The 23,303-nt window shown below is 67.3% G+C and carries 20 protein-coding genes; 17 read left to right on the forward strand and 3 right to left on the reverse strand.

What is annotated here, in order from left to right; translation table 11 throughout:
• Positions 1-6: 6 nt before the first annotated feature.
• Genes L3V85_RS01860 through L3V85_RS01870 form a run of 3 tightly spaced genes read right to left on the reverse strand, consistent with a single transcriptional unit; the run spans position 7 to position 2,710 of the window.
• Positions 7-1,206 carry an amidohydrolase family protein gene (locus tag L3V85_RS01860; protein WP_237677734.1) on the reverse strand — a complete coding sequence of 400 codons (1,200 nt, stop codon included), beginning with the start codon at positions 1,204-1,206 and terminating at the stop codon, positions 7-9.
• The gene (locus tag L3V85_RS01865; protein WP_237677735.1) at positions 1,161-1,916 is read right to left on the reverse strand and encodes a TetR family transcriptional regulator; all 756 of its coding nucleotides are present in this window, start codon (positions 1,914-1,916) and stop codon (positions 1,161-1,163) included. The genes L3V85_RS01860 and L3V85_RS01865 overlap by 46 nt, the downstream gene beginning before the upstream one ends.
• 20 nt (positions 1,917-1,936) lie before the next feature.
• Positions 1,937-2,710, reverse strand: a complete 774-nt coding sequence (locus L3V85_RS01870) for a ferredoxin--NADP reductase (protein WP_237677736.1) — start codon at positions 2,708-2,710, stop codon at positions 1,937-1,939.
• A 324-nt stretch (positions 2,711-3,034) separates the two neighbouring features.
• On the opposite strand from L3V85_RS01870, the gene L3V85_RS01875 reads away from it, so the two are divergent.
• The 17 genes from L3V85_RS01875 to L3V85_RS01955 all read left to right on the forward strand — a co-directional run bounded on the left by L3V85_RS01875 (position 3,035) and on the right by L3V85_RS01955 (position 23,218).
• A complete protein-coding gene (locus L3V85_RS01875) occupies positions 3,035-4,663 on the forward strand; it encodes a 6-hydroxynicotinate reductase (RefSeq protein WP_237677737.1) in 1,629 nt (542 codons plus the stop codon).
• 8 nt (positions 4,664-4,671) lie between these two features.
• The gene (locus L3V85_RS01880; RefSeq protein WP_237677738.1) at positions 4,672-5,589 is read left to right on the forward strand and encodes a UPF0280 family protein; all 918 of its coding nucleotides are present in this window, start codon (positions 4,672-4,674) and stop codon (positions 5,587-5,589) included.
• 21 nt (positions 5,590-5,610) lie between these two features.
• A complete protein-coding gene (locus L3V85_RS01885) occupies positions 5,611-6,252 on the forward strand; it encodes an amino acid synthesis family protein (RefSeq protein WP_237677739.1) in 642 nt (213 codons plus the stop codon).
• Between the two features lie 41 nt (positions 6,253-6,293).
• The gene (locus L3V85_RS01890) at positions 6,294-6,878 is read left to right on the forward strand and encodes an amino acid synthesis family protein (protein ID WP_237677740.1); all 585 of its coding nucleotides are present in this window, start codon (positions 6,294-6,296) and stop codon (positions 6,876-6,878) included.
• Positions 6,879-6,928: 50 nt separating this feature from the next.
• On the forward strand, positions 6,929-8,134 hold the full coding sequence (locus tag L3V85_RS01895) for an ABC transporter substrate-binding protein (protein ID WP_237677741.1): 1,206 nt from the start codon (positions 6,929-6,931) through the stop codon (positions 8,132-8,134).
• A gap of 81 nt (positions 8,135-8,215) precedes the next feature.
• Positions 8,216-10,147 (forward strand): ABC transporter permease, encoded by a 1,932-nt coding sequence (locus tag L3V85_RS01900; protein ID WP_237677742.1) that lies wholly within the window; start codon positions 8,216-8,218, stop codon positions 10,145-10,147.
• Positions 10,144-10,935, forward strand: coding sequence for an ABC transporter ATP-binding protein (locus L3V85_RS01905; protein WP_237677743.1), 792 nt, complete (start codon positions 10,144-10,146; stop codon positions 10,933-10,935). The genes L3V85_RS01900 and L3V85_RS01905 overlap by 4 nt, the downstream gene beginning before the upstream one ends.
• A complete protein-coding gene (locus L3V85_RS01910) occupies positions 10,932-11,666 on the forward strand; it encodes an ABC transporter ATP-binding protein (protein WP_237677744.1) in 735 nt (244 codons plus the stop codon). The genes L3V85_RS01905 and L3V85_RS01910 overlap by 4 nt, the downstream gene beginning before the upstream one ends.
• 161 nt (positions 11,667-11,827) lie before the next feature.
• A complete protein-coding gene (gene pncA, locus L3V85_RS01915) occupies positions 11,828-12,553 on the forward strand; it encodes a bifunctional nicotinamidase/pyrazinamidase (protein ID WP_237677745.1) in 726 nt (241 codons plus the stop codon).
• A 52-nt stretch (positions 12,554-12,605) separates the two neighbouring features.
• A complete protein-coding gene (locus L3V85_RS01920; protein WP_237677746.1) occupies positions 12,606-13,766 on the forward strand; it encodes an ABC transporter substrate-binding protein in 1,161 nt (386 codons plus the stop codon).
• Positions 13,744-14,244 carry a (2Fe-2S)-binding protein gene (locus L3V85_RS01925; RefSeq protein ID WP_237677747.1) on the forward strand — a complete coding sequence of 167 codons (501 nt, stop codon included), beginning with the start codon at positions 13,744-13,746 and terminating at the stop codon, positions 14,242-14,244. Before L3V85_RS01920 ends, L3V85_RS01925 begins: the two co-directional genes overlap by 23 nt.
• Positions 14,241-17,999 carry a molybdopterin cofactor-binding domain-containing protein gene (locus L3V85_RS01930; RefSeq protein WP_237677748.1) on the forward strand — a complete coding sequence of 1,253 codons (3,759 nt, stop codon included), beginning with the start codon at positions 14,241-14,243 and terminating at the stop codon, positions 17,997-17,999. The genes L3V85_RS01925 and L3V85_RS01930 overlap by 4 nt, the downstream gene beginning before the upstream one ends.
• A gap of 74 nt (positions 18,000-18,073) precedes the next feature.
• Positions 18,074-19,267, forward strand: a complete 1,194-nt coding sequence (locus L3V85_RS01935; protein WP_237677749.1) for a fumarylacetoacetate hydrolase family protein — start codon at positions 18,074-18,076, stop codon at positions 19,265-19,267.
• A 133-nt stretch (positions 19,268-19,400) separates the two neighbouring features.
• The gene (gene tssA, locus L3V85_RS01940; RefSeq protein WP_237677750.1) at positions 19,401-20,492 is read left to right on the forward strand and encodes a type VI secretion system protein TssA; all 1,092 of its coding nucleotides are present in this window, start codon (positions 19,401-19,403) and stop codon (positions 20,490-20,492) included.
• Between the two features lie 87 nt (positions 20,493-20,579).
• Complete coding sequence (gene tssB, locus L3V85_RS01945) at positions 20,580-21,152, forward strand: type VI secretion system contractile sheath small subunit (protein WP_237677751.1); 573 nt, start codon at positions 20,580-20,582, stop codon at positions 21,150-21,152.
• A gap of 24 nt (positions 21,153-21,176) precedes the next feature.
• Positions 21,177-22,685 carry a type VI secretion system contractile sheath large subunit gene (tssC, locus tag L3V85_RS01950; RefSeq protein ID WP_237677752.1) on the forward strand — a complete coding sequence of 503 codons (1,509 nt, stop codon included), beginning with the start codon at positions 21,177-21,179 and terminating at the stop codon, positions 22,683-22,685.
• A gap of 50 nt (positions 22,686-22,735) precedes the next feature.
• Positions 22,736-23,218, forward strand: coding sequence for an Hcp family type VI secretion system effector (locus L3V85_RS01955; RefSeq protein ID WP_237677753.1), 483 nt, complete (start codon positions 22,736-22,738; stop codon positions 23,216-23,218).
• Positions 23,219-23,303: the final 85 nt, after the last annotated feature.

Below are 23,303 nucleotides of genomic sequence, written 5' to 3' on the forward strand. Positions count from 1 at the left end.
CGCCGGTCAGTGCGCGCCGGAAACGACGACCGGGATCTCGGTCGCGGGCGGCGTGTTGCGGCTGCGGCCGCAGCGCACGATGCCGTCGATCATCACCATGCCCACGCCCGGAATGTCGCCGAGCTGCACGCTTTCGAGCAGGCCCGGGGCGGGCGAATGCTGGGCGCGGTCCATGAACACGAAGTCGGCGTCGCGGCCCACTTCGACCAGCCCGCAGTTGAGCTTGCGGATCTTCGCGGTGTTGCCGGTCGCGAAGCAGAACACCAGCTCGGCCGGGATGTTCGCGATCGACGACAGCATGGCCACCATGCGCAGGATGCCCAGCGGCTGCACGCCCGAACCCGCGGGCCCGTCGGTGCCCAGGATCACGCGGTGCGGGCACTTCAGCTCCAGCGCCGCCTTCGCCGCGGCAATGGCCACTTTCTCGTTGCCGTTGTGCACGATCTCGATGGCGCGCGAGCTCTTCTCGCACAGCTCGCACACATGCGCCTCGGGCAGCGAGGTATGGCCGCCGTTGATGTGGCCGATGACGTCGGCGTCGGCCTCGAGCACCACGTCCTTGTCGATCAGGCCCGAGCCCGGGATCGACGGGCCGCCCGTGTGGATGGTGCTCTGGATGCCGTATTTGCGCGCCCAGGCCACCATTTCCTTGGCCTCGTAGCCGGCCTTGACCGAGCCCAGGCCCACCTCGCCGAGCAGGCCCACGCCGGCTTCGGCGAGTTCCTTGAAGTCGCTCTCGACCATGCCCTTCTCGATGACCGGCGCGCCGGCCAGCACCTTCACGCCGCCTGGGCGGAAGTTGTCGAACGCGCGCTGTGCCGTGATGGCCAGGGCCTTCAGGCCGACGATGTCTTTCGGGCGGCCGGGCAGGTGCACTTCGCCGGCGGAAATCATGGTCGTCACGCCGCCGTGCATGGTCGAGTCGATCCAACCGATCTGGCCCTGGCGCGGCGTCCAATCGCCGAACACCGGGTGCACGTGGCTGTCGATCAGGCCGGGCGCGACGCAGGTCTTCTTCGCGTCGATGACGGTCTTCGCGCCTTCGAGGTCGCAGTCCTTTTCCTTGCCGACCGCGACGATCAGGCCGTCGTTCACCACGATGGTGTCGGCGTCGAGGATGGGCTTGTCGATGTCGCCCGAGAGCAGCAGCCCGATGTTCTTTATGACGACCTTGCCCGACTTGCCGCCGGCTGCGATTTCTGCCATTTCGTGTTTTCCTCGTGGGGTGGAGTGTTCTCTTGTACGTCGTCCGCGCGCACGGTGCGCAGCACGGTCTCGATCACGAAGTCTTCCCAGTGCGTGATCGCCTCCGGCGACTCCAGCGGCTCGCCGAGGAAGGCGGTGAGCGTGTGCCTGTTGGAGGTGTAGAAATAGCCGGTGGACGCGATCAGCAGGTAGATGTCGCGCGCCACCAGGTCCTTGCGGAACAGGCCCTGCGCGCCGCCGCTGGCCAGGATTTCCGCAATGATGGCCACCGCGCGCGACGAATACTCGCGGGCGCGCAGCGACTTCGAAATATGCCGGCCCTTGTGCAGGTTCTCGGTGTTCAGCAGCGTGACGAACTCGGGGTTCTTGCGGTAGTAGCCCAGCACGAAGCGGATGACTTCGGTGAGCGCTTCCACCGGCCGCGAGGCATCCAGCGCGATGGCGGCCTCGGCGTCGTCCATGCGCTGGTAGATGCCTTCGAGCACTGCGATGAAGAGACCTTCCTTGCTGCCGAAGTAGTAATAGATCATGCGGTCGTACGACTTGGCGGCCTTGGAGATCTTCTCCACGCTGCCGCCGTCGTAGCCGTACTTGGCGAACACCTTGGTCGCCGATTTCAGGATGCTGTCGCGCGTGGCCTGGGCGGCCGCCTCGCGCACGCCCGTGCGGCGCTGCGGCTTGGGCTTGGCGGTAGAGCGGCTGTCGGCCATCGTGCGCAAAGCGTCCTTGCTTACTTCTCGGCGAAGGCGCGCTCGACGACGAAGTCGCCCGGCGTGCTCGTGTTGCCTTCCTTGAAGCCGCGCTTCTCCAGGATGTGCTTCAGGTCGACCAGCAGGCCGGGGCTGCCGCACAGCATGACGCGGTCTTCCTCGACGTTCAGCGGCGGCAGGCCGAGGTCGTCGGTGAGCTTGTTGCTCTCGATCAGGTCGGTGATGCGGCCCTGGTTGCGGAACTCCTCGCGCGTGACGGTCGGGTAGTAGAGCAACTGCTTTTCGATCATCTCGCCCAGGATCTCGTGCTTGGGCAGGTGGTCGGTCACCAGGTCGTGATAGGCCAGCTCGTCGACCTGGCGCACGCCGTGCACCAGGATGACCTGCTCGAACTTCTCGTAGGTCTCCGGGTCGCGGATGATGCTCATGAATGGTGCGAGGCCGGTGCCGGTGCCGAACAGGTACAGGCGCTTGGCCGGCAGCGTGTAGTCGATCAGCAGCGTGCCGGTGGGCTTGCGGCCCACGATGATGGTGTCGCCCACCTGGATGTGCTGCAGCTTCGAGGTGAGCGGGCCGTCCTCGACCTTGATGCTCAGGAACTCGAGGTGCTCCTCGTAGTTCGCGCTCACGATGCTGTAGGCACGCAGCAGGGGCTTGTTGTTGACCTTCAGGCCGATCATCGTGAAATGACCGTTCGAGAAGCGCAGCGCCGGATCGCGCGTGGTGGTGAAGGTGAACAGGCGGTCGGTCCAGTGGTGGACGCTCAGGACGGTTTCTTCGCTGAATGCACTCATACGAAACTCAAGAGTTGGTTGGAACGGAGGAAGGTGGCTGAGCCGAAATGCACGCCGGTGGGGCATGCGGCCGTCGGCCGGCTTCGAACCCTCCATTGTCGTTGGTCGGAAAAACCCCGATGAACATCGCGAGAAAACACCATTGCAAGCATCGGGCCTGTTTGCTACATTGACCTCGAATGTAGTGAACGCAACATGAAAGTGTAGGGAATGCTACACAAACGGAACTCGGCGCACAAGCGGGCAGACGGCACGTTTGTTGCAAAGACCGGCTTCCTGGTTTGCACCTTCGCTCACGACCGACACGCCCACGAGATCGCCCCGATGACAGAACACACCAAGACAGACGGCCTGCCCGGCATCGACATGCCCGTGGTGGCCGACGCCGGCAGCGGCGCCTTCGGCAAGGCGCCGCCGCGCAACGAACGCATGAGCACCGCCAAGGTCGAGTGCAACGCCTGTCCGGTGCTGTGCCAGATCTCCGACGGCCGCACCGGTGCCTGCGACCGCTACGCCAACCGCGAAGGCGTGCTGGTGCGCGTCGACCCCGTGGTGCTGCTGCGCCGCGCGGTCGAGAGTGAAGCTCCCGTGCTGGTGCCCTTCGACCGCCCCGGCGCGGCACCCGTCGAGGCCACCGCCACCCCGGCCGAGCCCGACTGGAACGGCGACCTGCTGCACGCCGACGAAGTCTTCGTCACCGGCGTGGGTTCTTCCACCACCTACCCCGACTACAAGCCCGCGCCCTTCATCGTGGCCTCCAAGGCCCAGGGCGTCGACATGGTCACGGTCGTCACCGAAGGCATCTTCAGCTACTGCAGCTTCAAGGTGAAGATCGACACCGACCGATTCCTCGGCTCCGAGCAGGCCAACGTGCGCTACCGCGGCGAGGTGGTCGGCCATGTCACCACGGCCGAATACGGCTCGCAGATGCTGTCGCTGGGCGGCGTGCACCACCTTACGGGCGGCAGCAAGAAGGAAGGCCGCATGACGGCCGAGCTGATGCAGCTGCTGGGCAACAAGAAGGCGGTGGAGTGCACCATCGACGGCGGCTCCACGCTCGTCATCCAGGCCGGCAAGGCGCCCATCGTCAACGGCGTGGAAGAGCAGCGCATGCGCGTGGGCTGCGGCTCCGCGGCGGTGGGCATCTTCGCGCGCCAGTTCGCCGGCGTGGCCGACGAGGTGGTGGTGGTCGACGACCACATCACCGGCGTGCTCACCGAGCACCAGGCCGGCCGCTGCCTCGACATGTCTCCCTCGGGCATTCAGATGCTGGGCCGCAAGTCGACGCCGGGGCGCTACTTCCAGGTGGCGAATCCGGGCAACGGCTGGGGCGGCACCGACATCGCCGATCCGCTCGCGATCATCGAAGGCTGGGAGGAGGGCGTGGCCCGCCCTGGCCTGCGCCTGCTCATGACATCGACCACCGGCGAGCACGCGCAGTGGTACGTGCTCGACGATGCGCTCAAGCCGGTAGAGCAGCCGATGCCGCCCGAGGTGCGCCGCATCGTCGATCGCATCGGCGAGAACTGCGAGCCTTCGCTGTGCACCGTGTTGTTCCTCGGCGGTGCGGGCGGCAGCCTGCGCGCGGGCGTCACCGAGAACCCGGTGCTGCTCACGCGCGCCATCAAGCGCGCGCTGGTCAACGTCACCTGCGGCGGTGCGCCGGCCTATGTGTGGCCCGGCGGCGGCATCACCGTCATGGCCGACGTCATGCGCATGCCCGACAACAGCTTCGGCACCGTACCCACGCCGGCCATCGTCGCGCCCATCGAATTCAGCATGCGGCGCGACGACTACGAGGCGCTCGGCGGCCACATGGAACACATCTTCTCGCTCGAGCAGGCGCTCGCGCGCGGTGCGTGGCAGGAAGACGGCGCGCCGCTCGCGCGCCAATGGCTCGTCATGGACGATGCCAACCCGTGGCCCCTGGGCCACACCCCGATGCTCGGCTGAGGCGAGCCATGACCGCCCAACGCAGCGCGCTCGGCGAAGGGCGCTGGCATTTCAACCACGGCCCGATCGACATCGTGGCCGAGGCGCATGGCGACCCGTACGCCGTGGCTGCCGCGCACGACGCGGCGTGGGCGCGTTTCGTCCACGTGCTCGACGAACTGGTGCGCGAGCTGCCGCTGCTTCGCCTGCCCGTCACCGAAAAGATGCGCCCGCGCAGCGTGGTCGCGCGCCGCATGTGGGACGCGTGCGCCGCGTTCTCGCCGATGTTCATCACGCCCATGGCGGCCGTGGCCGGCTCGGTCGCGCAGGAGCTCGTCGCGTTCTACGAGCGCCCCGGCATCGAGCGCGCTTGGATCAACAACGGCGGCGACATCGCGCTGCATCTCGCGCCCGGCCAGTCGGCGCGCGTGGGCGTGTACGCCGACCTCGCGCGCTTCGACCTGCGCGGTCACATTGCCGGTGACGGCGGCATCCTCACCACCGACGGCCAGTTCGAGCTGCGCGCCGACCAGCCGGTGCGCGGCGTCGCCACCAGCGGCTGGCGCGGCCGCAGCTTCTCGCTGGGTATCGCCGACAGCGTGACGGTGCTGGCCCCCACCGCGGCGCAGGCCGACGCCGCCGCCACCGTGATCGCCAATGCCGTCGATGTCGACGACGACGCCATCGAGCGCCGCCCCGCCAGCGACTGCAAGGACGACAGCGACCTGGGCGAGAACCTCGTCACCGTCGACGTGCCCGCGCTGGCCCCCGCACAGGTGCGCAGCGCACTCGATACGGGCGTGGTGTGCGCCAAGGTCCTGCAAAAAGGCGGGCTCGTATGGGCCGCTCTACTCGTTTGTCAGGGGCAGTGGCGTCTTGTCGAACCCTTATGCTCGAAGGCGCTCCGGACAGAGCTGCCGAAAACAGTTGGTTCAGTATTTGCTTAACGAAAAGCAAGGTTCTTCTTCATGATCGAAATCCGCCGAGTCTTCACCCATGTCGAGCACATTCACCACGAGTTCGGACCGCGCGCCGACACGCCGCTGGTGCGCGGTGCCATCGGCGCGGTGCTGGCCAATCCCTTCGCGGGCCGCTACGAGCCCGACATCCTGCCGATGATGGCGCTGCTCGACCCCGTGGGCGTAGACATGGCGCACCGCCTGCACGCCGCCATGGACGTGCCGCTCGAGCAGATCGCCACCTACGGCAAGGGCGCCATCGTCGGTGCCGACGGCGAGCTGGAGCACGGCGCGCTGTGGCACGTGCCCGGCGGCTATGCCATGCGCGAACTGCTCGGCTGGAAGGGCGACCGCGCGGCCTACACCGCGGGCAAGGCCGAGGACAAGAAAGGCCAGCCCGGCAACGCGCTGTCGATCGTGCCCTCGACCAAGAAGGTCGGCCCGCCCGGCGCCGCGCTCGACGTGCCGCTCACCAACATCAACGCCAGCTACGTGCGCGGCCAGTTCGACGCCATCGAGGTGCGCGTGCCCGGCGCGCCGGCGGCCGACGAAATCGTCTTCATCCTCGCGATGAGCACCGGCTACCGCGTTCACGCGCGCGTGGGCGGGCTGCTCGCGAAAGACATCAGCAAGTGGGACGGCCTGCGCTGAGCCGCGGCATCCATACAGAGACAAGACAAGGAACACAGAACATGACCGCCAACATCCGCAAGATCGTCGTCCAGGTCGATGAAACCCGCCGCGAAATGGGCAAGGACATCACGCCGCCCACGCGCCGCGCCGTGGCCATCGCTGTGATCGAGAACCCCTACGCCGGCCGCTACAGCGAGAACCTCGACGACCTGATCGCCATCGGCGAGGAACTCGGCGCGCTGCTGGGCCAGAAGGCCGTGAAGGCGCTGGGCATCGAGCCCGGCCAGGCCCAGAGCTACGGCAAGGCCGCCATCGTCGGCGAGAACGGCGAGCTCGAGCATGCCGCCGCCATCCTGCATCCCAAGCTCGGCGCGCCGCTGCGCGTGGCGGTCGAGAAGGGCGCCGCGCTGGTGCCCTCGGCCAAGAAGCGCGGCTCGCTGGGCACCGCCATCGACGTGCCGCTGGGCCACAAGGACGCGGCCTTCGTGCGCAGCCACTTCGACGCGGTGGAAGCCCGCGTGAGCGACGCGCCGCGCGCCAACGAGATCGTGGTGGCGGTCGCCGTCACCGACAGCGGCCGTCCGCTGCCGCGCATCGGCGGCCTGCAGGCCAGCGAGATCAAGGGCGAAGACGGCCTGCGCTGAAGTCACCACATAACTCGAATTCTTTCTGCCTCAACCCTAGGAGCTTCTCGATGAATCCATTGCGCCATGTTTTCTGCGCCGCCTCCGTCGTCACGCTGGCCACGGCCCTCGTCCCCGCGCACGCGCAGGGCGTGATCAAGATCGGTGAAATCAACAGCTACAAGGCGCAGCCCGCCTTCCTCGAGCCCTACAAGAAGGGCATGGAACTCGCGGTCGACGAGATCAACGCCAAGGGCGGCATCAACGGCAAGAAGATCGAACTCATCAGCCGCGACGACAACGCCAACCCCGGCGACGCCGTGCGCGTGGCCGAAGAACTCATCTCGCGCGAGAAGATCGACGTGCTGGCCGGCGCCTTCCTGTCGAACACCGGCCTGGCGCTGGCCGACTTCGCCAAGCAGAAGAAGTTCTTCTACCTCGCCGCCGAGCCGCTGACCGACAAGATCGTCTGGAGCAACGGCAACAAGTACACCTACCGCCTGCGCCCCTCGACCTACATGCAGGTCGCGATGCTGGTGCCCGAGGCCGCCAAGCTCAAGAAGAAGCGCTGGGCCGTCGTGTACCCCAACTACGAATACGGCCAGTCGTCGGTCGCTACCTTCAAGACGCTGCTGAAGGCGGCTCAGCCCGACGTCGAGTTCGTCGCCGAGCAGGCGCCGCCGCTGGGCAAGGTCGACTCCGGCAGCGTGGTGCAGGCCCTGGCCGATGCCAAGCCCGACGCCATCTTCAACGTGCTGTTCGGTGCCGACCTCTCCAAGTTCGTGCGCGAAGGCAACACCCGCGGCCTGTTCAAGGACCGCGAAGTGGTGAGCGTGCTGACCGGCGAGCCCGAATACCTCGATCCGCTGAAGGACGAGGCGCCCAACGGCTGGATCGTCACCGGCTACCCGTGGTACGGCGTGAAGACGCCGGAGCACAAGGCCTTCCTCGACGCCTACCAGGCCAAGTTCAAGGACTATCCGCGCCTGGGCTCGGTGGTGGGCTACAGCGCCATCCACTCGATCGTGGCCGGCATCCAGAAGGCCGGCGGCACCGACACCGAGAAGCTGGTCGCGGCATTCAAGGGCCTGCAGGTCGACACGCCCTTCGGCAAGATCAACTACCGCGCGCAGGACAACCAGTCCACCATGGGCGCGTACGTCGGCAAGACCAAGAACGACGGCGGCAAGGGCGTGATGGTCGACTACGTGTACCTCGACGGCGCCAAGTTCCAGCCGTCGGATGAAGAAGTGAAAAAGATGCGCCCTGCGGACTGACCGCACGGCTCCTGCAACGCGCAGGCCGCCGCCGATTGACGGCGGCAGGCGCGGATGTCTCCAGTTTCCTCAGGGTCCTTCATGAGCTTTTCAGGCTTCGTTGTTCAGTTGCTCAACGGGTTGGCCGGCGCGTCCTCGCTCTTCTTCGTGGCGGCCGGTCTTTCGTTGATCTTCGGCGTGACGCGCATCGTCAACTTCGCCCATGGGTCGTTTTTCATGGTCGGCATCTATGTCGCGTACACGCTCGTCGACAAGCTGGGTTCGAGCCTGGGCTTCTGGCCCGCGCTGCTGATCGCCGCGGTCGCGGTGGGCGTGCTCGGCGCGCTCATCGAGGTGGTGCTGCTGCGCCGCATCTACAAGGCGCCGGAGCTGTTCCAGCTGCTGGCCACCTTCGCGCTGGTGCTGGTCATCAAGGACGCGGTGCTGTGGCTCTGGGGCCCTGACGAACTGCTCGGCCCGCGCGCGCCAGGTCTCAAGGGCTCGGTCGAAATCCTCGGGCGCCAGTTTCCTTCCTACGACCTGTTCCTGATCGTCGTCGGCCCGCTGGTGCTGGGCCTCGTGTGGCTGCTGCTCACCCGCACGCGCTTCGGCACGCTGGTGCGCGCCGCCACGCAGGACCGCGAAATGGTCAGCGCCCTGGGCGTCAACCAGGCCTGGCTGTTCACCGCCGTGTTCGCGCTCGGCGCCTTGCTCGCGGGCCTGGGCGGCGCGCTGCAGCTGCCGCGCGAACCCGCCACGCTCGAGATGGACCTGAACACCATCGGCGCCGCCTTCGTGGTCGTGGTGGTCGGCGGCATGGGCTCGCTGCCCGGCGCCTACGTGGCCGCGCTGCTCATCGCCGAGATCAAGGCGGTGTGCATCTGGCTCGGCGTGGTGCAGATCTTCGGCATCGATGTGTCGTTCTCCAAGCTCACGCTGATGGTCGACTTCCTCGTGATGGCCATCGTGCTGGTGTGGCGCCCCTGGGGCCTGTTCGGCCGGCCGCAGGCGCCGAGCCGCTACGTGGGCATGCAGGAAGAGCCGCTGCGCCGGCCCAGCAACGCCTACCTCATCGCGGCCGCGGTGCTCGCGCTGATGCTGGCCGCGCTGCCGCTGCTCACCGTCAATTCGCCCTACACGATGGTGCTGATGATCGACCTGCTGATCGCCGCACTGTTCGCCACCAGCCTGCACTTCATCATGGGGCCGGCGGGCATGCACTCGTTCGGCCATGCCGCGTACTTCGGCCTCGGCGCCTATGGCGCCGCGCTGCTGGTGCGCTCGCTGCACCTGCCGATGGAAGTGGCGCTGCTCGTCGCGCCCGTGGTCGCCGCGCTCGGCGCGCTGGTCTACGGCTGGTTCGCGGTGCGGCTGTCGGGCGTGTACCTGGCCATGCTCACGCTGGCCTTCGCGCAGATCACCTGGGCCATCACCTACCAGTGGGACAGCTTCACCGGCGGCAGCAACGGCCTGACGGGCGTGTGGCCCTCGGAGTGGCTGTCGAACAAGCAGGCCTACTACTGGCTCACCCTGGTGCTCGTGGGCGCCGGCGTGTGGTGGCTGCGCCGCGTGCTGTTCTCGCCCTTCGGCTACGCGCTGCGCGCGGGCCGCGACTCGGTGCTGCGCGCCGACGCCATCGGCATCGACGTCAAGCGCATGCAGTGGGCGGCGTTCGTCATCGCGGGCACGGTGGCGGGCCTGGCCGGCGCGCTGTATGCGTTCTCCAAGGGCAGCATCTCGCCCGAGAGCCTGTCGGTCGGCAAGTCGGTCGACGGCCTCGTGATGGTGCTGCTCGGCGGCATCCAGACGCTGGCGGGACCGGTGGTCGGCGCCGTTACCTTCACCTGGCTGCACGACACCGTGGCGCGCAACACCGACTACTGGCGCGCAATGCTCGGCGCCATCATCCTGATCCTGGTGCTGCTGTTCCCGCAGGGCATCGCGGGCTCCATCAAGCAGCTGGCCGAACGCTGGCGCGCACCCCGGCACGACGCGGATGCCGAAAAAGCCAAGCTCGAGGAGGTGAAGGCATGAGCCTGCTCAAAGTCGACAACCTCGGCAAATCCTTCGGCGGCGTCAAGGCCGTGGACGGCATCAGCTTCGAGCTGCCGCCCGGCGAGCTGCTCGCGCTCATCGGCCCCAACGGCGCCGGCAAGTCCACCACCTTCAACATGGTGAACGGACAGCTCAAGGCCGACCAGGGCTCCATCACGCTCGACGGCCAGGAACTCGTGGGCCGCAAGCCGCGCGAAATCTGGCGCATGGGCGTGGGCCGCACCTTCCAGATCGCGGAGACCTTCGCTTCGCTCACCGTGGTCGAGAACGTGCAGATGGCGCTGCTCTCGCACGACCGCAAGCTGTTCTCGATGTGGCGCCGCGCCGCCGACCACAAGCGCGACGAGGCGCTGGCGCTGCTCGACCAGGTCGGCATGAAGTCGCAGGCCGACCGGCCCTGCAGCGTGCTCGCCTACGGCGACGTGAAGCGCGTCGAACTCGCCATTGCCATGGCCAACAGCCCCAAGCTGCTGCTGATGGACGAGCCCACCGCCGGCATGGCGCCCAAGGAGCGCAACTCCCTCATGGCGCTGACCAAGGAACTGGTCATCCAGCGCGGCATGGCCGTGCTCTTCACCGAGCACAGCATGGACGTGGTGTTCGCGTACGCCGACCGCATGATCGTGCTGGCGCGCGGGCGTCTCATCGCGCAGGGCAAGCCGCTGGAGATCCGCGACCATCCCAAGGTGCAGGAGGTGTACTTCGGCACGGGCAAGACATTCGAGAAGATCGCCGAAAAGGCCGCAGCCGTTGGAGAAGCCGCATGAGCATGCATGAACCCCTCCTGCAGGCCAAGGCCCTGTGCGCCTGGTACGGCGCCGCGCAGATTCTTTATGACGTCGACCTCGAAGTGCGGCGCGGCGAAGTGGTCGCGCTCATGGGCCGCAACGGCGCGGGCAAGTCGACCACGCTGAAGGCGCTGATCGGCATGCTGGCCAAGCGCCGTGGTGCCGTGCGCTTCCTGGGCCACGACATCTCGAAGAGCGAGCCGCACCACGCGGCGCGCCTGGGCCTGGGCTTCGTGCCCGAAGACCGCCGCGTGTTCACCGACCTCACGGTGATGGAGAACCTCGAGGTCGGCAAGCAGCCCGCGCGCCGCTGGGCCGACGGCACCGACGCGCCGCTGTGGACGCCCGAGCGCCTGTTCAAGCTGTTCCCCAACCTCGGCGAAATGCCCAACCGCCCCGGCGGTCGCATGAGCGGCGGCGAACAGCAGATGCTCACCGTGGCGCGCACGCTCATGGGCAACCCCTACCTCGTGCTGCTGGACGAACCCTCCGAAGGCGTGGCGCCCGTGATCGTCGAGCAGATGGCCAACATGATCCTGGAGCTCAAGGCGCAGGGCGTGAGCATCCTGCTGTCGGAGCAGAACATGCACTTCGCCGAACTGGTGTCCGACCGCGCCTATGTGCTCGAGAAGGGCCAGATCCGCTATCACGCCACGATGGCCGAGCTTGCGGCCAACGACGAAGTCCGCCGCGCCTACCTCAGCGTCTAGCATGAAGCACACCCCCAGTCTTCGCGCACTTCGTGTCGCTTCGCCAACCCCCTTGCAGGGGGCAACACCGACGGCCCGGCAAAGCCGGTTCCGTGGTGTTCCTGGAAAGTTTCTCGTGTCCTGATCCCAGTTCCTCTTCCAGTCCTACAGGAGTCCACGCCATGCATCGCAGAACCCTCGTGAAATCCGCCGCCGCCCTCGGGCTGGCCGGTGGCCTCGGCAGTGTCGCTTTCAACGCCTTCGCGGCCGGCAAGATCAAGCCAGGCGCCAAGGCGGCGCTGATCGTGGTGGACGTGCAGAACTGCTTTCTCGACGGCGGCACGCTCGCGGTGAAGGGCGGCAACGAAGTCATTCCGGTCATCAACGCGCTGGCGCCGGCCTTCGAGAACATCGTCGTCACGCAGGACTGGCACACGGCGGGCCATGCCTCGTTTGCCAGCTCCTACAGCGGCAAGAAGCCCTTCGAGACCACCAAGCTCAGCTACGGCACGCAGGTTCTGTGGCCCGACCATTGCGTCCAGGGCACCGACGACGCCGCGCTCGGCAAGGACCTGAAGGTGCCCACCGCGCAGCTCATCATCCGCAAGGGCTTCCACAAGGAGATGGACAGCTACTCCGCCTTCGAGGAAGCCGACCACAAGACGGCCACCGGCCTGGCCGGCTACCTGAAGGCGCGCGGCATCAAGACGGTGTTCGTCACCGGCCTGGCCACCGACTTCTGCGTGGCCTGGACCGCGATGGACGCGCGCAAGGCCGGCTTCGACGCCTACGTGATCGAGGACGCCACGCGCGGCATCGACCTCAACGGCTCGCTGGCCGCCGCGTGGAAGCAGATGACGGCCAAGGGCGTCAAGCGCATCCAGTCGGCGGACATCCAGGCTGCCTGAGCCGGCGCCGCAAAGAAGACACGACACATAAAAGACACGAGACAAACGACGCATGAAGCTTTCGACGACAAGGCGTGCCGTGCTGGCGGGCGGTGCCGCACTGGCCTTCGGTGCCGGCCTGCCGCGGCCGGCGCGGGCCGACAACGGCGTGACCGACACCGCCATCCGCATCGGCCAGTCGGCCGTGTTCAGCGGTCCCGCGAAAGACTTCGGTGTCGACTACCGCGCGGGCATCAAGCTCTACTTCGACCGCGTCAACAAGGCGGGCGGCGTGAACGGCCGCAAGATCGAACTCGTCACCTATGACGACGCCTACGATCCCGCGAAAACCGCCGTCAACACCGCGAAGCTGATCGACGAGGACAAGGTCTTCGCGCTCACCGGCTACGTGGCCACCGGCAACCTCGCGGCCGCGATGCCGCTCGCCGAGAAGGCCGGCGTGCCGATGTTCGCGCCGCTGGTGGGCACCACGTCGTTCCGCGCCAAGACCAACCGCTACCTGTTCCATGTGCGCGCGGGCTACGACCTGGAGCTGCGCAAGATCATCAGCCACCTCTCGACCATCGGCATCCAGTCGATCGCGGTGGTCTACCAGGACAGCGCCTTCGGCAAGTCGAACCTCGCGACCTGCGAGGAGCTTGCGGCCGACTACAAGGTGAAGGTGGTGAAGACCTTCCCGCTGGCCATTGCCGCCGAAGACGCCAAGCCGGTGGTCACGGGCCTGGCCGATGCGAAGCCGGGCGCCGTGCTGATGATCATGGCGGGCCGCATGGTAGAGGTGTTCATGCGCGACTACCGCGCGAGCGGCGCGGGCGCGCCGCTGTACACGCTGTCGGTCGGCATCACCGACGCGGCCGGCTCGGCCAAGCGGCTCGAGGGCAAGCTCGCGGGTCTGGTCACGGCCAGCATCGTGCCGCCGCCGCAGGCGCAGCGCGTGCCCATCGTGGCCGACTACCAGCACGACCGCGCCGAGTTCGGCGAGAAGATCGACAGCTACACCGCGCTGGAGGGCTACATCGTCGCGCGCGTGATGGTCGAGGGCCTGCGCCGCGCGGGCAAGGCGCTCACGCGCGACAGTTTCATCGCCGGGCTCGAGAGCATCGGCAGCACGCGCTTCGGCGACTTCCCCATCGAATACAGCGCGAAGAACCACAACGGCTCGACCTTCGTGGACCTGGAGATGTACACCCGTGACGGCCAGTTGCGGCGCTGAGCCGCTGCACCTGCTGGTCAACGGCCAGGCGCGATCGATCGAAGGCGTGCCGCGCGCTGCGACGCTGCTGCACATGCTGCGCAACGACCTGGGCCTGAACGGGCCCAAGTACGGCTGCGGACTGGGGCAGTGCGGCGCCTGCACGGTGCATGTGGACGGCGTGGCGGCGCGCTCTTGCGTGATTCCCGCGCACGGCGTTGCTGGCCGCGCCATCACCACGCTCGAAGGGCTGGGCTCGCGCGGCGACTGGCATCCGGTGCAGGCCGCGTTCGAAGAAGCGCAGGCCGCGCAGTGCGGCTACTGCCTCAACGGCATGGTGATGCAGGCGGCGGCGCTGCTGGCGCGCGATCCGCATGCAAGCGAGGCGCGCATCCGCAGCGAGCTGTCGGGCAATCTGTGCCGCTGCGGCACGCACATCGAGATCCTCGATGCCGTGCAGCGCGCGGCCGCGCGCATGTGCGCCCGGCAAGAGCCATGACGCGCCGCGCCGACTTGCCGCAGACGCGCGCCGAATTCCTCGCCGCCGACGGCGTGCTGCTGGTGCTGCGCGAGACGCCGCCCGCGCCGCCTCCGGCCAAGGGCCAGCCGGCCTTCATCGCCAGCAACCCCGTCGAAGGCGACGAAGTGCTGCTCGCCGTGTGGGACGATGGCAGCGCTTCCGCGCTCAACGGGCACGTCGACCTGGGCACCGGCATCCAGACCGCGCTCGCGCAGATCGTGGCGGAGGAACTCGACCTTGGCATGCCCTGCGTGCGCATGATGCTCGGCGATACCGCGCGCGCGCCCAACCAGGGCGCGACCATCGCGAGTGCGTCGATCCAGATCCATTCGCAGCCGCTGCGCCTGGCGGCCGCGCAGGCGCGCGCATGGCTGCTGGCACGCGCCGCCGAACGGCTCGGCGTGCCGGCCGATGCGCTGCAGGTGCGCAATGGCGTGGTGCGCGTCACCGAAACGCCGGACCGCCACGTCAGCTATGCCGACCTCGTCGCGGGCCAGCGCACCGTGCTGCGGCTCGACCCCAAGGCACGGCCCAAGGACCCCGCCGACTACCGCGTGGTCGGCACGCGGCAGGCGCGTGTCGACATTCCGGCCAAGCTTGCTGGCGAACTCGTGTTCGTGCACGACATGCGCGTGCCGGGCATGCTGCACGGCCGCGTCGTGCGCCCGCCGTATGCGGGCGCGGACCATGGCGAATACATCGGCAACACGCTGGAAGCGGTCGACGAAGCGTCGATTGCGCACATTCCCGGCATCCGCGCGGTGGTGGTGATCCGCGACTTCGTCGGTGTCGTGGCCGAGCGCGAGGAGCACGCCGAGCAGGCACTGCGCGAACTGCGAGTCACCTGGAAGCCGTGGCCCGGCATGCCCGACCTGAGCGACGTGGCGCAGGCCCTGCGCGACAACCCGTCGACGCAGCGCCTGCTGGTGGACGAAGGCGATGTCGACGGTGCCATCGCCGCCGCCGCGCAGCCGATGCACCGCACCTACGTGTGGCCGTACCAGATGCATGCGTCCATCGGCCCGTCGTGCGCGCTGGCCGAGTGGCAGCCCGCCGACGGCAGCGGCATGCAGCTGCGCTGCTGGGCCGGTTCGCAGAACCCGCATGTGCTGCGTGCCGACCTCGCGAAGCTCATGGGCGTGGAAGACGTGCAGGTCGACGTGGTCCGCATGGAAGCCGCCGGTTGCTATGGCCGCAACGGCGCGGACGACGTGGCCGCCGATGCCGCGCTGCTCGCGCGCGCCGTGGGCGCGCCGGTGCGGGTGCAGCTCACGCGCGAGCAGGAACATGCGTGGGAGCCCAAGGGCGCCGCGCAGCTGATGGAGATCGACGGCGGCCTCATGGCCGACGGCCGCGTCGCCGCCTACGACTTCGAGACTTCGTATCCGTCGAACGGCGCGCCCACGCTGGCGCTGCTGCTCACGCGCACCATCGAGCCGGTGGCGCAGGCCTACGAGATGGGCGACCGCACCGCGCGCCCGCCGTACAGCTACGACAACCTGCGCGTGAAGGTGAACGACATGGCGCCGATCGTGCGCGCCTCGTGGCTGCGCGGCGTGTCGGCATTGCCGAGCTCGTTCGCGCACGAGTCGTACATCGACGAACTTGCCACCGCGGCGGGCATCGACCCGGTGCAGTTCCGCCTGCGCTATCTGCAGGACCCGCGCGCGGCCGAGCTGGTGCAGGCCACCGCGCAGAAGGCCGGCTGGCGCATGCGCACCGGTCCGCAGGAGAACGCCGACGGCGGGCTCGGCGAGGGCGGCGACATTCTCTTCGGCCAGGGCTTTGCGTATGCGCGCTACATCCACAGCAAGTGGCCCGGCTTCGGCGCCGCATGGGCCGCATGGGTGGCCGACGTGGAGGTCAACCGCAAGACCGGCGAGGTGCATGTGCGCCGCGTGGTGGTGGGGCACGACGCGGGGCTGATGATCAACCCCGCGGGCGTGGAGCACCAGGTGCACGGCAACGTGATTCAGACCACGAGCCGTGCGCTCAAGGAGCGGGTGCAGTTCGCGCCGCAACAGCAGCAGCATCAAGGGCAGGGCGGCGCGCAATTGCCGGGGGTGTTGCCTTCGGGCGTGGTCGCGAGCCGCGAGTGGGGCAGCTACCCGATCATCAATTTCCGCGAAGTGCCGGTGATCGAGGTGATGCACATGCCGAGGCCGGGCGAGCCTTCGCTGGGCGCGGGCGAGTCGTCTTCGGTGCCGGGCACGGCAGCGATCGCGAATGCGATCTTCGACGCGACCGGCGTGCGGTTCCGTTCGCCGCCGTTCACGCCGGAGACTGTGCTGGCTGAATTGAATCGGGGTTTGCTTGCTTCTCCGGGAGAGGGCGGGGGCGAGGGCGCGCGGCGCTCGAATGGTGACGCTGCCGTGCCCCCATCCCAGCCTTCCCCCAGCGGGGGAAGGAGTAATGCACCATGGCCCGGGCGCAAAGGGCTGTGGGCCACCGGCGCGGCCCTCGTCGTTGGCGGCATCGGCGTCATTGCCGGCCTGCTCGGCTGGCGGTCGGCCATTGCGCCCGTGTCGCTCACCGCGCCGGTCTACAGCCAGGCCACCATCGAGCGCGGCCGTGTGCTCGCCGCCGCCGGCGATTGCGCCGTGTGCCACACCGCGCCCGGTGGCGCGCCCAATGCGGGCGGCCGCGCGATGGACACGCCCTTCGGCACGCTCTACACCACCAACCTCACGCCCGATGCCGACACCGGCCTGGGCCGCTGGTCCTTCAGCGCCTTCCAGCGCGCGATGCGCGAAGGCGTCTCGCGCGACGGCCACTACCTGTACCCCGCGTTCCCCTACACCGCCTTCGCCAAGACCAGCGACGACGACCTGCAGGCGCTCTATGCGTACTTCATGTCGATGCCCGCGGTGCGCGCGGAAACGCCGAAGTCCGAGCTCAAGTTCCCGTTCAGCATGCGGCCGTTGATGGCCGGCTGGAACGCGCTCTTCCACGATCCCGCGCCGATGCAGCCCGTGGCCACGCAGAGCGCCGAGTGGAACCGCGGCGCCTATCTCGTCAACGGCCTGGGCCATTGCGGCGCCTGCCACACGCCGCGCAACGCGCTCGGCGCCGAGCAGGGCGGCAGCGCATTCCTTTCGGGCGCGATGGTCGACGGCTGGGAGGCGCCGGCGCTCACGCATCTGTCGAAGTCCGCCGTGCCGTGGGATTCCGATGAGCTCTATCGCTACCTGCGTCACGGCCACACGCAGCGTCACGGCATCGCCGGCGGCCCGATGGCGGAGGTGGTGCGCGAGATGCGGCAACTGCCCGACGACGACGTGCGCGCGATGGCCACCTACCTCGGTTCCTTCAATCCGGAGCCCGCCGCGGATTCCCAGGCCGTGGCGCAACAGATGGTCGACAACGCCGCGCGCACGCAGGGCCAGTTGCTCGGCCCCGCGCAGCGCATGTTCGACAGTGCCTGCGCCTCCTGCCACCATGACGGCAACGGCCCCACGCTGCTGGGCGTGAACACGCCGCTCGCGCTCAACAGCAACCTCACGAGCGCGCGACCCGACAACCTGCTGCGCACCATCCTCGACGGCGTGCGCGAGCCCGCCACGCGCGACATCGGCTTCATGCCCGCGTTCCGCGAAGCGCTCGACGACCGGCAGATCGCCGAGCTGGCCGGCTACATGCGCGCGCGCTTCGCGCCGCAGGAGCCCGCGTGGACCGACCTGCCCGCGCAGGTGGCACGCGTGCGCGCCGCGCCGGCGCACGGCGCGGGGCACTGACAGGGGTATTGGCTGCTGTCTCGCGGATGCGCCGCTACGATGCCACGTAGCACCATCCACAGAGACAACACGCCATGCCCTTGAACCTCTCCACTTCTTCCAGCCTCCCCCGCGACGCCGAGCGCGCCACCCTCGTCGGCCGCCTCTGGCAACCGGGCGTGGGCCCCGTGCTGGTGGGCGTGCACGACGGCAGCCTGTACGACCTGTCGAAGATCGCGCCGACCATGAGCGATCTGCTCGAGTCCAAGGGATCGCCGCCGGAAGCCGTTCGCCGAGCATTGCAGGGCGCACCGCGCATCGCATCGCTCGACGAAGCCATCGCCAACAGCGACGAGAGCGTGCGCGACGCAGCCAAGCCCTGGCTGCTCGCTCCCTGCGACCTGCAGGCCATCAAGGCCAGCGGCGTAACCTTTGTTGCCAGCCTGCTGGAACGCGTGATCGAGGAGCAGGCGCGCGGCGACGCATCGAAGGCCGAGGCCACTCGCGCAGCCATCGGTAGCGTGCTCGGCGACAACCTTGCCGACATCGTGCCCGGCTCGCCCGAGGCAATGAAGGTCAAGGAAGTGTTGATCGCGCAGGGCGTGTGGTCGCAGTACCTCGAGGTCGGCATCGGCCCCGACGCGGAGATCTTCACCAAGGCGCCGGTGCTGGCTGCAGTGGGCACAGGAGCCGATGTCGGCATCCATTCGGGCTCGGTGTGGAACAACCCCGAGCCCGAAGTCGTTCTTGCGGTGAACAGCCGCGGCGAGACGCTCGGCGCCGCGCTGGGCAACGACGTCAACCTGCGGGACTTCGAAGGCCGCAGCGCGCTGCTGCTCGGCAAGGCGAAGGACAACAACGCATCGTGCGCCATCGGCCCTTTCATCAGGCTGTTCGATGAGCACTTCGGCATCGACGACGTGCGGCGCATCACTGTCGCCCTCGAAGTGACGGGGCCCGAAGGTTTCACGCTCGAGGGATCGAGTTCGTTGTCGAAGATCAGCCGCGATCCGTTGGATCTTGTTTCGCAAACAGTGGGAAAACATCACGCTTACCCCGACGGATTCATGTTGTTTCTGGGAACCATGTTCGCTCCGACACAAGACCGTCACGGGCCTGGGCAAGGATTCACCCATGTCGTTGGCGACCGTGTGCGCATCGCCGCACCGGAGCTGGGTGCATTGGTCAATCGCGTGGTACACGCGGACCAAGCGCCTATGTGGACTTTTGGTATCAGTGCACTGATGCGCAATTTAGGTGCGCGTGGATTGCTGTCTCCGGAGCTGTAGACGTTCTGTTTGATGTTTGAGAGGAGTTGTACTCCTTTGTGATTCAGAGACAGTACGTTGCACTCCGTTGTTGTTGACCACACCTTGGGTTCCCCTCAAGATGCCAAGCCTTTAGAGATGGTCAACAAGGGAGATGAGGTTGTCGCCAAGCGAGATCGAACTATTGCAGTCGCCTGTGGAAGGCCCGCATCCGTGCGGCGAAGATCTGGAGTACGACCCCGATTTCATGGCGTTGCAACAGGCAACGACGGGCAAGCGCGAGCAACAGTTCGGCACCACCATCATTCCCGCCGAGCCGCCCGACTGGGCACGCGTGGAGCGCATCGCGAAGCAGTTGTGCTCGCGCACACGAGACCTTCGCGTGCTGGTGCCGCTCACGCTGGCCTGGACCGAGAACCGTGGGCTTCCTGGTTATGTCGAAGGCCTGCAGCTCGTCGATGCGGTGCTGCAGAAATTCTGGGACGACGTGCATCCGCGCGTGACCGAGGACGGCTTCGAAGACCCGCTGCCGCGCATGAACGCATTGGCGGCGCTGGCCGAAGCCGAAGGGCTCGGGCGTAGCGTTCGCGATGCACGGCTGCTCGACGACGGCGGCGCATCCATGACCTTGCGGCAGGTCGAGGCACTGCTCGATTCGAGCAAGACCGACCAGATCGATTACCCCGGCGGCATCGGCCGGTTGCGCGACGCGGCACGCCGCGCACAGGAGAAGGCAGCCGCGCCCGTGGTCGCGTTGCGCGAAGCGCTCGAGCTGCTGCAGCGCATTCGCGAGACTTCCGAACGCGCGCTCGGCCAGAGCTGGGCGCCCGACTTCTCGCGGCTCGAAAGATCGCTTCGCACCGTGGTCCAGCTGCTGCCGGAGCAGTCGCAGACAGATCAGGCAGAAGCCGTTCCACCGCACTCCCCGGTGGGTTCGGATGACAACGCACAGTTGCCGTCGGCCGCGAACGGTACTGCCGAAAGTGTCGGCATGGGACTACGCGCCGCTCGCGTCAAAGACATTGAAATATCGAGCCGTGATGATGTGCAAGTGCTGTTGGAGAAAGCCTGCCAGTACCTGGAGCGGACGGAGCCGAGTCATCCGTCGCCCATGCTGATACGCCGCGCGCAGCGGCTGCTGGATCTCAACTTCTTCCAGATCATCGAAGAACTCGTACCCGAGGGATTGCAAAAGATAGAGAGCCTTGCGGGCCGGCCGCTGAACGGCGGGAGCGGAACGCAGTAAGGGCAAGCAAGCAAGGGCGCCGCGCCGCTGCACGTCGGCGCGCGGCTGGGTGGGATACACGCGCATTTCAGATTCAAGAGGACGCTTATGGCAGACAACCGTGTCAGGAACAGTGGTCAGAAATTCATCGCGCGCAACCGCGCGCCGCGTGTGCAGATCGAGTACGACGTGGAAATCTACGGCAGCGAACGAAAGATCCAGCTGCCCTTCGTGATGGGCGTCATTGCCGATCTCGCGGGCAAGCAGGTCGATCCGATGCCCGACCTCGCCGAGCGCGAGTTCATGGCGGTGGACATCGACAACTTCGACGAGCGCATGAAATCCATCAAGCCGCGCGTTGCCTTCCAGGTGCCCAACACGCTCACCGGCGACGGCCAGATGAACGTCGACATCACCTTCGACAGCATGGACGACTTCTCCCCCGCGCGCATCGCACGCCAGGTGGACGCGCTGCAGCAGCTGCTCGAAGCCCGCACCGAGCTGTCGAACCTGCTGTCGTACATGGACGGCAAGAACGGCGCCGAGCAGCTCATCGCGCAGGCGCTGCAGAACCCGGCGCTGCTGAAGTCGCTGGCTTCCGCGCCCAACCCCGCGGTGGCCAAGGCCGTGGAAGCGGCCAATGAAAAGGCCGGCACCGCGCCCGGCACCTCTTCCGAATAAGCGCACGCAGCAAGGACCGCCACCATGAGTACCGCATCCAACCAAGGCGCCGCGCGCGCGCAGGCCACCGTCGAGGCGCTGGAGCCGAACGAGTTCTCCAACCTGCTGCAGCGCGAGTTCAAGCCCAAGACCGACCAGGCCCGCGAGGCGGTGGAGAACGCCGTCAAGACGCTGGCCGTGCAGGCGCTGGAGAACACGGTCACCATCTCCAACGATGCCTACCGCTCGGTGCAGGCCATCATCACCGAGATCGACCGCAAGCTCTCCGAACAAATCAACCAGATCCTGCACCACGAAGAGTTCCAGCAGCTCGAAGGCGCATGGCGCGGCCTGCACTACCTCGTGAACAACACCGAGACCGACGAGCAGCTCAAGATCCGCGTGATGTGCGCGTCGAAGCGCGAAGTGGCGCGCTCGCTCAAGCGCCACAAGGGCATCGGCTGGGACCAGAGCCCGCTGTTCAAGAAGATCTACGAGGCCGAGTACGGCCAGTTCGGCGGCGAGCCCTTCGGCGCGCTCATTGGCGACTTCCACTTCGACCACAGCCCGCCCGACGTCGAGATGCTCGGCGAAATGGCCAAGATCGCCGCCGCCGCGCACTGCCCCTTCATTGCCGGCGCGTCGCCCACCGTGATGCAGATGGACTCGTGGCAGGAGCTGTCGAACCCGCGGGACCTGACCAAGATCTTCCAGAACACCGAGCACACCGCATGGCGCTCGCTGCGCGACTCGGAAGACGCGCGCTACATCGGCCTGGCCATGCCGCGTTTCCTGGCCCGCCTGCCGTATGGCGCGCGCACCAACCCGGTCGACGAATTCGAATTCGAGGAAGAAACCGACTCGGCCGCGCACAACCGCTACACCTGGGCCAACTCGGCCTATGCGATGGGCGTGAACATCAACCGCTCGTTCAAGCAGTACGGCTGGTGCACGTCCATTCGCGGCGTGGAGTCTGGCGGCGCGGTCGAGAACCTGCCCACCCACACCTTCCCGACCGACGACGGCGGCGTCGACATGAAGTGTCCGACCGAGATCGCCATCAGCGACCGGCGCGAGGCCGAACTCGCCAAGAACGGCTTCATGCCGCTGGTGCACCGCAAGAACTCCGACTTCGCGGCCTTCATCGGCGCGCAGTCGCTGCAGCTGCCGGCCGAGTACTACGACGCCGACGCCACGGCCAACGCGAACCTCGCGGCGCGCCTGCCGTACCTGTTCGCTTGCTGCCGCTTCGCGCACTACCTGAAGTGCATCGTGCGCGACAAGATCGGTTCGTTCCGCGAGCGCGAGGACATGGAGCGCTGGCTCAACGACTGGATCATGAACTACGTCGACGGCAGCCCCGGCACCTCGTCGCAGGATACGAAGGCAATGAAGCCGCTGGCGGCGGCCGAAGTCCAGGTGGAAGCCATCGAGGACAACCCCGGCTACTACGCCGCCAAGTTTTTTCTCCGGCCGCACTATCAGCTCGAAGGGCTGACGGTGTCGTTGCGGCTGGTTTCGAAGCTGCCATCCAACAAGAAGGACAGCAGCTAATTCAACGGGTGTCCCGGCAACACGGGCACAAATAACTTTGGGGGTTAATCATGGCAGTAGACATGTTCATGCGCGTCGAGGGTGCAAACGGCGAATCGAAGGATTCGAACCATAAGGACTGGACCGACATCAAGTCGTTTGCATGGGGAGCGACGCAGCCTGGAAACATGGTCAGCGGCGGTGGCGGCGGTGTGGGCAAGGCCAGCTTCAACGACCTGCAGGTGCTCGCGCGCATCGACAAGGCGGCACCTTCGGTCATGAAGAACTGTGCGAGCGGCAAGCACCTGGCCAAGGTCGAGGTGTCGGTCTGCAAGGCCGGCGGCTCGCAGATCGAATACACGCGCGTCACGCTCGAGGAAGTGCTGGTCACTTCGGTGCAGTACACGGCCGAGCAGGGCTCCGACGCCGTGTTCGTGCAGTACGCCTTCCAGGCCGCGAAGGTGAAGCAGCAGTACTGGGAACAGACCGACAAGGGCGGCAAGGGCGCCGAGACGGTGCTGGCCTGGAACATCAAGGAAAACAAGGAAGCCTGATTTCCTTCGGCGGCCCGCGCGGCCGCCTTTTTCCCTTTCCCTCTTTCTCGCACCACGGCCTTGCGCCGTGTGCCAGTCAGTCAAT

This window comes from Variovorax paradoxus (genome assembly GCF_022009635.1).
In the GTDB taxonomy this organism is placed as follows: domain Bacteria; phylum Pseudomonadota; class Gammaproteobacteria; order Burkholderiales; family Burkholderiaceae_C; genus Variovorax.

Coding starts and splice junctions, on each gene's coding strand:
- L3V85_RS01885 (WP_237677739.1), top strand. CDS start 5,611: ATGATCGAAATCCGCCGAGTCTTCACCCATGTCGAGCACATTCACCAC.
- pncA (WP_237677745.1), top strand. CDS start 11,828: ATGCATCGCAGAACCCTCGTGAAATCCGCCGCCGCCCTCGGGCTGGCC.
- L3V85_RS01920 (WP_237677746.1), top strand. CDS start 12,606: ATGAAGCTTTCGACGACAAGGCGTGCCGTGCTGGCGGGCGGTGCCGCA.
- L3V85_RS01875 (WP_237677737.1), top strand. CDS start 3,035: ATGACAGAACACACCAAGACAGACGGCCTGCCCGGCATCGACATGCCC.
- L3V85_RS01890 (WP_237677740.1), top strand. CDS start 6,294: ATGACCGCCAACATCCGCAAGATCGTCGTCCAGGTCGATGAAACCCGC.
- L3V85_RS01910 (WP_237677744.1), top strand. CDS start 10,932: ATGAGCATGCATGAACCCCTCCTGCAGGCCAAGGCCCTGTGCGCCTGG.
- L3V85_RS01860 (WP_237677734.1), bottom strand. CDS start 1,206: ATGGCAGAAATCGCAGCCGGCGGCAAGTCGGGCAAGGTCGTCATAAAG.
- L3V85_RS01880 (WP_237677738.1), top strand. CDS start 4,672: ATGACCGCCCAACGCAGCGCGCTCGGCGAAGGGCGCTGGCATTTCAAC.
- L3V85_RS01955 (WP_237677753.1), top strand. CDS start 22,736: ATGGCAGTAGACATGTTCATGCGCGTCGAGGGTGCAAACGGCGAATCG.
- L3V85_RS01930 (WP_237677748.1), top strand. CDS start 14,241: ATGACGCGCCGCGCCGACTTGCCGCAGACGCGCGCCGAATTCCTCGCC.
- L3V85_RS01870 (WP_237677736.1), bottom strand. CDS start 2,710: ATGAGTGCATTCAGCGAAGAAACCGTCCTGAGCGTCCACCACTGGACC.
- tssB (WP_237677751.1), top strand. CDS start 20,580: ATGGCAGACAACCGTGTCAGGAACAGTGGTCAGAAATTCATCGCGCGC.
- L3V85_RS01865 (WP_237677735.1), bottom strand. CDS start 1,916: ATGGCCGACAGCCGCTCTACCGCCAAGCCCAAGCCGCAGCGCCGCACG.
- L3V85_RS01895 (WP_237677741.1), top strand. CDS start 6,929: ATGAATCCATTGCGCCATGTTTTCTGCGCCGCCTCCGTCGTCACGCTG.
- L3V85_RS01905 (WP_237677743.1), top strand. CDS start 10,144: ATGAGCCTGCTCAAAGTCGACAACCTCGGCAAATCCTTCGGCGGCGTC.
- tssC (WP_237677752.1), top strand. CDS start 21,177: ATGAGTACCGCATCCAACCAAGGCGCCGCGCGCGCGCAGGCCACCGTC.
- tssA (WP_237677750.1), top strand. CDS start 19,401: ATGAGGTTGTCGCCAAGCGAGATCGAACTATTGCAGTCGCCTGTGGAA.
- L3V85_RS01900 (WP_237677742.1), top strand. CDS start 8,216: ATGAGCTTTTCAGGCTTCGTTGTTCAGTTGCTCAACGGGTTGGCCGGC.
- L3V85_RS01935 (WP_237677749.1), top strand. CDS start 18,074: ATGCCCTTGAACCTCTCCACTTCTTCCAGCCTCCCCCGCGACGCCGAG.